The sequence below is a fragment of the Bacillus sp. AFS041924 genome (assembly GCF_002577195.1).
Classification (GTDB): domain Bacteria; phylum Bacillota; class Bacilli; order Bacillales; family Bacillaceae_G; genus Gottfriedia.
This window is the reverse complement of the sequence record NZ_NULG01000090.1, coordinates 21,729-27,756: the sequence shown is the minus strand read 5'-3', so window position 1 is coordinate 27,756 and position 6,028 is coordinate 21,729. Positions and strand designations below refer to the sequence as shown.

The 6,028-nt window shown below is 30.7% G+C and carries 6 protein-coding genes; 4 read left to right on the top strand and 2 right to left on the bottom strand.

Going from position 1 to position 6,028, the window contains the following annotated elements; all coding sequences use genetic code 11:
* The first annotated feature begins 254 nt into the window (after positions 1-254).
* Entirely contained in the window at positions 255-716 is a 462-nt protein-coding gene (locus COC46_RS16045) for an RDD family protein (RefSeq protein WP_176545189.1), read from the top strand.
* 61 nt (positions 717-777) lie between these two features.
* Here COC46_RS16045 and COC46_RS16040 read toward each other — a convergent pair whose 3' ends face one another.
* Both COC46_RS16040 and COC46_RS16035 read right to left on the bottom strand, forming a co-directional pair.
* On the bottom strand, positions 778-1,296 hold the full coding sequence (locus tag COC46_RS16040; protein ID WP_098810865.1) for an SRPBCC family protein: 519 nt from the start codon (positions 1,294-1,296) through the stop codon (positions 778-780).
* A 164-nt stretch (positions 1,297-1,460) separates the two neighbouring features.
* Positions 1,461-1,772 (bottom strand): ArsR/SmtB family transcription factor, encoded by a 312-nt coding sequence (locus COC46_RS16035; protein ID WP_098810863.1) that lies wholly within the window; start codon positions 1,770-1,772, stop codon positions 1,461-1,463.
* A gap of 219 nt (positions 1,773-1,991) precedes the next feature.
* On the opposite strand from COC46_RS16035, the gene COC46_RS16030 reads away from it, so the two are divergent.
* The 3 genes from COC46_RS16030 to COC46_RS16020 all read left to right on the top strand — a co-directional run bounded on the left by COC46_RS16030 (position 1,992) and on the right by COC46_RS16020 (position 5,653).
* Positions 1,992-3,521 (top strand): carboxypeptidase M32, encoded by a 1,530-nt coding sequence (locus COC46_RS16030; protein WP_098810861.1) that lies wholly within the window; start codon positions 1,992-1,994, stop codon positions 3,519-3,521.
* A 537-nt stretch (positions 3,522-4,058) separates the two neighbouring features.
* A complete protein-coding gene (locus tag COC46_RS16025) occupies positions 4,059-5,150 on the top strand; it encodes a type III polyketide synthase (RefSeq protein ID WP_098810858.1) in 1,092 nt (363 codons plus the stop codon).
* The gene (locus COC46_RS16020) at positions 5,150-5,653 is read left to right on the top strand and encodes an isoprenylcysteine carboxyl methyltransferase family protein (protein WP_098810872.1); all 504 of its coding nucleotides are present in this window, start codon (positions 5,150-5,152) and stop codon (positions 5,651-5,653) included. The genes COC46_RS16025 and COC46_RS16020 overlap by 1 nt, the downstream gene beginning before the upstream one ends.
* Positions 5,654-6,028: the final 375 nt, after the last annotated feature.

Below are 6,028 nucleotides of genomic sequence, written 5' to 3'. Positions count from 1 at the left end.
TAAACTGCCATTTAGTTGAATAAGGACCAATGATTAATATTCTACAACTAACAATAATTTTCCTTTACTATTACATTATTTTATAAAAGCAACAAACTTTACGAAAAGAGCCTTTAATTTAAATGCCCCTTTTTTTTCAAAAATAATACATCAATTAGTTAAAAATCATTAATCAAAAATATAATGTCCAAGTATAATAGAATATAGTTTAAAATATCCATTTTTAACAAATTTGTGGAATGAGGTTCATCTGGATGGATTTCGAACTGGCAAGTCGTATAAGAAGATTGTTTGCAGCTTGGATTGATGGCATATTAAATCTTTTATTTTCTAAACTTGGGTTGCTAATACTTGGCTTAGAAAACAAAGACATTTTGGATTTATATATGTACAGTAGTAAGCAGCTGTTTCTATATTCAGTTTGGTCACTTTTATTTGTTTTCTTATTTTATGTCATTGTACCTACTTATATTTGGAGCGGACAAACAATAGGAAAAAGATTATTGAGCATTATGGTTGTTAAGGATACTGAAGATTTAGTTGATATAAAAACAATGTCATTGCGCACAGTATTTGTTCTATGTTGTCAGCTAAATCTGCCAATCATTATACAAGCATTTGTAGTTTTGTATCTTGTTGATTTGATTTTTATCTTTCGAACAGATCGAAAAACAATACATGATATAATTGCTAAAACTAAAGTAGTTTATTATTAATATAGCAACTAAAAAAACCTTTTAAAGCTAATTCCTAGCTCTAAAGGGTTTTTTTATTATCTTATAATGAGGTTTTTTTTAAATACTCATCTAATTGGTCGAAAGTACCTGTAAAGCCTTCTTGCATAGAATCTTTATTTGCAATAAATGCGGCAACTTCTTCATCAGTTGCATTAATTGGGAAGCCTTTTAAAGTAAGAATCGTTTTACCGTCATTTTCTTCTAAAGTTAACGTGTTTTGAATTTCCAATGGCCACACCTCAAAGAATGGAGCACGAACCATATTGCCATCTTTATCAGAGAATGAATTAACAAAAACGATTTTTTCAGGTTCAATAATTTCACCAAAAACAAATATTCCCCACATTTCGAATCCATCAGCTGACTGCATTTTATAGTGGAATTTACCACCAGTTTTAAATTCTAAAGTTATAACATCCAATTCAAAGCCTTTAGGACCCCACCAATTTTTAAGATGTTCAGCTTCTGACCAAACCTTAAATACTAATTCTTGAGGCGCATCAACAACCCTTGTTAAAACTAAGCCTTGCTCATCTACTTGAAATGTATTTTTACTCATTACTTTTTCCTCCAATTTTTTCAGAAGTATATTTTTAATTTTTAACTAAATAGTCAGCTTTATGATTTAGCGTCTATTTTCCGCCATCAGTGCTCCTTACTGGCTAGTTTCCCTTTCAAAAATAATAAATACTAATTAGAATGTGTGCTGCGAAAAAGCTATCATTATTTGCCTTGTAATTTTTTTAAATAATCGTCCAATTGATCGAATCTCTGTTCCCAGACGTGTCGGAATGACTTGATCCACGAATCCATTTCTTGTAGCGGTTGGGGTCTAAGTTTATAAATTCTTTTATTGGCGATTGGTTGAACCTCGACAAGCCCAGCTTCACTTAGTACACGTAGATGTTTTGAAACCTGTGGTTGTTTAAGTCCTAAGCTTTCAGCAATTTCACCGACTGAGAGAGGACCTTTACGTAAGAGTTCGACAATCTGTAATCTGTTCGGCTCTGCAAGAGCAATTAAAGTGGAATTCATAAATAGAATATACCTCTTTAAGAATATTCCTGTCAAGGAATATTCAAAGTGTACTTAATCAGATTCAAAGACTTGAGCAGTATGTACGAAGTCATTTGACATTATCCGTTTTGTCGAGAAATATTGTTTGAAAAATATGACAAATATTCATAAACAGTAAATTATTTATGTTACTATTTAACTGACTGAAAAATTTGATAAGATAAGGTGGGTGTTTTGATGAGCTTAAAAGAGTATGAGGCTTCGTTTTTGCAGTATGTGAGGAAAATGTTAAACATTCAAGAAGCAATAAGTGTATTGTATTGGGATCTTCGAACAGGTGCACCTAAAAATGCTGTTAGTCAGCGTTCAAATGTAATTAGTCAATTATCATCAGATGTTTTTAAAATGAGTACTTCAAATGATATGGCACATTATTTAATTACAATGGAAGAAGCGATTAGTGCAGGGAAATGTTCATTAGAAGTTGTGAAAACAGTAAGCTATTTAAGAAAGCTATACGATCGAAATACAAAAATTCCAGTTGATGAATATGAAGCATTTATTAAATGCCAAGCAATTTCTGAAAGTGTTTGGGCAGAAGCAAAAGAAGAAAATAATTTTGCTAAATTTGAACCTTATTTAACTGAAATAATTGAGTATAAACGTAAATTTGTTGAGTATTTAGGATATAAAGATTGTAAATATGATACATATTTAGATCAATATGAACCTGGAATGACTGTAAAAAAACTTGATGAAGTTTTTGCCGATGTCAGAAATAAACTAGTACCGATTGTTAAAGCTGTATCAGCTAGTGGGAAAAACTTTGAAAAAGAAGAAATGAAAGCTTTCGTATCAATTCAGAAGCAAAAAGAAATATGTGAACAATTACTAGCTACACTTGGATACAATTTCGATGCAGGTAGATTAGATCCAACTCCACATCCTTTTGCGACATCACTTAATTTAGGTGATGTACGAGTGACAACGAAATATCATGAAAATAATTTTGAAAAAGCTCTTTTTAGTACTATTCATGAATGTGGCCATGCCTTATACGAGCAAAATATTTCTAAAGATTTAGAGGGGTTACCGATCGCTCAAGGTGCTTCATTAGGGATTCACGAATCTCAGTCACTTTTATATGAAAAAATCATTGGTCAAAGCTATGAATTCTGGAAAATGAATTTTCCAAAATTAAAAGAGCAATTAAGTGGAGTATTAGATAATATTACTTTAGATGAATTTTATAAAATAGTTAATAATAGTAAGCCTTCATTTATCCGAATAGAAGCTGATGAATTAACTTATCCATTACATGTAATGATTCGTTATGAAATTGAAAAGGATCTATTAGATGGAAATATTCAAGTTAATGAACTCCCTTCAATTTGGAATCAAAAAATGGAGGAGTATCTTGGGATTGTTCCAGAGACTGATCGTGAAGGTGTTTTACAGGACGTTCATTGGTCAATGGGGCATTTTGGATATTTTCCGACTTATGCTCTAGGTGCAATGTATGCTGCCCAAATTAAATCAACAATGGAAAAAGACTTATCTAACTTAAACGAATTGATTGAGACAAATGATTTTCAAACAATTCTTGATTGGTTAAAAGTAAATATTCATCAATATGGTGCAATGAAAGAGCCCCAAGAAATTTTGAAGGATGTCACAGGAGAAGAGTTAAATGTAAAATATTTTATTGAATATTTAGAGTCTAAATATTCGAAGCTATATGAGCTAGAAGAAGTAAATAAGTCGTAATAAGTAAGTAGAAGCGATAAAATGAAACGTTTTAATGGAAATAATTGTGAATGTACTATTGAGTAAAATGAGATATACTAAAACTGCACAACAGAAAGAAAAACTCCTTTGAAACGTTTAGGCAATTCAATGATTCGTTCATGGTCCATGAATGAATAGTGATTTGTCTTTTTTTTTGCTCCCAAAAATTTAAAAGTTGATTCTTGAACAAAAAAAGTTTGTCTAATTAGACAACTCTTATTCAATTAATACATGCATATGCTTAATAAATTCTAACCCGGAGTGGTCGATTTTATAAAATCATTATTGAACTAGAGCATGCTTATAGTCGTATAAGAAAACCAACATTCTACATTAACAGTGCCATTTTAGTAAAATATTGTTTCAAAGTACGATTTTTTCTATTCTAGGATGCTCTTTTCAAGAGGAGGAGCATAAGGTCAGGTAATATAAAGGTGATTTTCTATCAATTTCCTGAAATAGAGAATAATTTTCCAGTTTTATACAAAAGGTAAACACTACAAGGAGTGGAAAATTATGCCTTTAATATTATCTGTTGGGCAATCTGTCCCTAAATATAAAATCAATCAGGAAAATGTAGTACCTTTTATTCGCGAGCTTTTTTTGAAAAAGTATCCTTCAATTGATCGCCTATTATCCGTATTTCAAAATGGAGAGATTCAAAGTCGATATATTTCCAAGGAGCTTTCTTGGTATAGTGAGGAGCATAGCTTGGAACAAAAAAATCAGGCCTACACTGAAATCTCAATCGAATTGTCGATAGAAGCTATTAAAAAATGTGTAACAAGTAATGAATTTTTATCTTCAGAAGTTCAATACGATGAAATTGATGGAATTATATTTGTTTCTTCAACTGGTTTCTCGACTCCAACGATCGATGCACATATTGCAAATATCTTACCGTTTAGATGCGACATAAAAAGAATACCTATTTGGGGTTTAGGTTGTGCAGGTGGGGCTAGTGGAATTTCGAGAGCATTTGATTATTGTAAAGCACACCCTAAGTCTAATATTTTATTAGTAGCAGTTGAATTATGTAGTTTAACCTTTCAAAAAGAAGACCTTTCAAAAAGTAATATAATAGGAACTTCATTATTTGCCGATGGAGCAGCAGCTGTTCTAGTGATAGGCGATGAAAGTAATTTAAAAAATCGAAGGATACATAAATCTTTACCCTCAATTGAACAGACTAATTCAACTCTGATGCCGAATTCATTAGATGTAATGGGTTGGGATGTTCGAAATGATGGTTTATTTGTCATTTTTTCAAGAGATATCCCTTTGATTGTTAAGAATTGGTTACAACCGGTTGTTTCTAATTTCTTAAATGAAAATCAATTAACTATAAGTGATTTATCTCACTTCATTGCACATCCTGGTGGAAAAAAAGTATTAGATGCATATGTTGAATCTTTGGATATTTGCGAAGAGAAAATATCGATTTCCTTAAATGTCTTAAAATCATTTGGAAATATGTCATCTTGTACAGTTTTATTTGTGTTAAGTGAGTTTATGAAAAAAGGAAAAGTGAATGAATATGGACTTCTTTGCGCTTTAGGTCCTGGATTTAGTTCCGAGTTATCTTTGTTAAAGTGGGTAGAATGTTAATGTTAAAAATCATTTTTTTATTTATCGTCCTTCAAAGAGTGATAGAGCTTGGGATCGCTAAGAAAAATGAGAAAAAATTAAAAATGCTTGGAGCACTTGAATTTGGTCAAGAGCACTATAAATATTTTATTATTTTACATAGTATGTTTTTTTTATCGATTCTAATTGAAAGCTACTTTATTCAATATGTAGAAATAGGATTCTTTACATTTCTTTTTATATTATTTATCATTTTGCAGTTAGCAAGGGTATGGGTTATTTCTACGTTAGGTGATAGATGGAATACAAAAATCATTATTCTGCCTAATGAAAAACTAGTAAAGCGTGGGCTTTATAAATATATAAAACATCCAAATTACATCATCGTAACGATCGAGTTATTAGTCATACCAATTATGTTTCATGCCTACATTACAGCGGTTATCTTTTCTGTATGTAATTTAGTGTTATTAAAAGTAAGAATCCGAGAAGAAAATAAAGCGCTTTTAAAATCAATCGAATAGTTATTGACAAATGAAAAATAACTGATTATGATTAACATAGAATGAAAATCATTATCAACTTTGAAAGGTTGTGCGTCAAATGGTTCTTGGATTTGTGTCGGCTACAATACTTTTATACTTTTTAATAACTAAATATGTACTTAAACAAGTTCAAAACTAGGTGATGTTACCTAGTTTTTTTTTATACTTTTCATAAAATAAAATGTCAGTAAGGAAGAGTGTTTAGGTCTTTGCTGCCAATTTTAGGAGTAATCTTAATGGCATTTACGTCACTTCTTCCATAAAAGGCTCGTCACAAAAACGAGTTTTATTAATTTTATATGCATATGCCTATACATTCTTCTTCCAAATTAATATATATGGGGATAAAATAAT

What these genes read in the sequence shown, in the direction of transcription:
- COC46_RS16035 (WP_098810863.1), bottom strand. Translation starts at nt 1,772, where the DNA reads ATGAATTCCACTTTAATTGCTCTTGCAGAGCCGAACAGATTACAGATT.
- COC46_RS16025 (WP_098810858.1), top strand. Translation starts at nt 4,059, where the DNA reads ATGCCTTTAATATTATCTGTTGGGCAATCTGTCCCTAAATATAAAATC.
- COC46_RS16045 (WP_176545189.1), top strand. Translation starts at nt 255, where the DNA reads ATGGATTTCGAACTGGCAAGTCGTATAAGAAGATTGTTTGCAGCTTGG.
- COC46_RS16020 (WP_098810872.1), top strand. Translation starts at nt 5,150, where the DNA reads ATGTTAAAAATCATTTTTTTATTTATCGTCCTTCAAAGAGTGATAGAG.
- COC46_RS16040 (WP_098810865.1), bottom strand. Translation starts at nt 1,296, where the DNA reads ATGAGTAAAAATACATTTCAAGTAGATGAGCAAGGCTTAGTTTTAACA.
- COC46_RS16030 (WP_098810861.1), top strand. Translation starts at nt 1,992, where the DNA reads ATGAGCTTAAAAGAGTATGAGGCTTCGTTTTTGCAGTATGTGAGGAAA.